Consider the following 2,016-nt stretch of genomic DNA (forward strand, 5'->3'; position numbering starts at 1 on the left):
CTGTATTAGAGACTTTTATAAACTTGCCCTTATTGAAAAAAACATTTAAATTAGCGGGGATGCGGGCAGGATCATTATGTTTCTGCATATCGAAATTCAGCCAATAACTGTTTTTGATCATCTGAATCTTTCTATTGCTTCGAGAAATTTGGTACTATCTTTTAGGAGCTTTTTCTCGTTATCCGTTCTAATCTTTTGTGCCGAACCCCGGCACAAAAGGATTTCCACTGCACACGAGCGAAGCGAACTGGCGAAGCAATCGGGCTGGGGCTGCCTAGTTACAATTTGTTTTTATGATGACTGCTCAGGTAAAAATATTTTTCAGAGGCCGTGGGAGGTCAGGCTATTTTACTTTTATGATATTTGAGGAGCCACTCTTCCATTCTGAGCAATAGGGCAACTTCTTTGTAATTTCCCGTTGGATCTTCCAAGCCGTTTATACTCCTTGTGATATGGAATTTTTTGGTTTTAAATTCACAGGTAAATTTTGGAAATTCGTTATGGGAAACGATCCAGTTGCCTGTGGAGTGTTCATTTATCTTAAATTTTTTCATTGCGGTGAAGGGTGAATTATTTACAGTCTTAAAACTTACCGCTGACCCCAAAAGATGATCAGCAGGATTATCGCTATTAGAATCGCAATCGGTATAACGGAGACAATAATTAAGCCGCAGTTCAAGGACAATTTTGTTTGGATGCCAAAAGGAACTGATCCGGGCTGTAAATCGTCCGGCGCAGCACCCAAAGTGCTTCAGTATAAAAAAATGATTTAGGGAGTATAAAAAAAGCAGAATAAAAAAATGGTGCAAGTGAATATCTTCGTCACCAGAAACTTACTTGGAATACCACGATAAAAATGTCCGGCTGATGTTACCACATACCATAGTGGAGTAGGTTCGATTGCGAGAGCTGGCTAAGGAAATTACCGGACTAACGGCGATTGCTACAACATCTCGTTCGGAAACGATCGACTGGTGCGAACAACAAGGCGCTGATTTTGTTGTAGATGAGAAAGATTTAGTGACCTCAATCCGTGAAGCAGGATTGGAATTGTTCATTTTATAGTAGATTTTGTGGCTACCAATGTCTATTGGGATACGAAGTATCAGAAAACTGGCATACTTACTGATTAGGGATTGACTGTATTTTCAAGACTAGGCTATTACTATAGCAAGATTTCTGAAGCCTACTATCAGAAAAGATATTGTTTTATGTTCAAACAGATTGTGATTTGTAGCGATTAAGTATTTTCAAATTAAATGAAAAACCCGTCAGATACCCTAAGTAATTGACGGGCCCATCTTAGCATGTACGCTTATAATTATTTTGTAAAAACTATCTTGCAGTTAAATTTAGAGAAATTGTTTGCATATTTCCACTCCCATCATAGCGCTCTGCCCAAATCTCAATATACTCATCTTTTTTTAATTGTACAGTTCCGACAATTGGTAGTGCTAAAATACCGGCTGTTGTTAAAAAACCAGTAGTACCTTTACCGTATACTTTTGTTTCAGTGAGTACAGTACCGTTTCTTGCGATGTAAAGAATCACAGTCAAATCGGTATTACCTTGATACGAAACCGAAGCTGTTACCTGAAAATATCTTGTTTTGTTACCTCTGTAAGTAATTTTATTGTCTCCATCTTTTGTGAAACGAAACAGACTATTGGAAGTAGTGGTACCCATTATTTTTCTTCTCGTTCCAGACCCCGTACCAGTAGAAAAAGTAGTTGTCACTCCAGTACCAACCGCCGCATCGAGATTAATATCACCCGTGGCTTCACTATCAGCTTCACGAGAAAGACCTGGCGCATCAACTGTCCAAGCATTATTAAAAAGGTATCCCGGATAAGTTGATGACGCTGCGTAACCTTTAACATATCCTGAAGTCGCAGTTGTTGTTCCCGAAAAAACAGTGCCAAATAAAATACCGGTTCCTACAGCAAGATTACTATCGCTCACATCTAATGCAACATCGGCTCCGTTAACAGTGCTAAAACCACTGTTCTTTTGTAT

1 protein-coding gene and 1 pseudogene are annotated in these 2,016 nt (G+C 38.9%); one reads left to right on the forward strand and one right to left on the reverse strand.

Annotated elements, in window-relative coordinates; translation table 11 throughout:
- Positions 1-900 precede the first annotated feature (900 nt).
- On the forward strand, positions 901-1,065 hold the full coding sequence (locus FLP_RS25170; RefSeq protein WP_243397574.1) for a hypothetical protein: 165 nt from the start codon (positions 901-903) through the stop codon (positions 1,063-1,065).
- 270 nt (positions 1,066-1,335) lie between these two features.
- Here the strand turns inward: FLP_RS25170 and FLP_RS14870 are convergent.
- Positions 1,336-2,016, reverse strand: a pseudogene (locus FLP_RS14870) (hypothetical protein); the annotation flags it as partial.

The organism is Flavobacterium piscis, assembly GCF_001686925.1.
Classification (GTDB): domain Bacteria; phylum Bacteroidota; class Bacteroidia; order Flavobacteriales; family Flavobacteriaceae; genus Flavobacterium; species Flavobacterium piscis.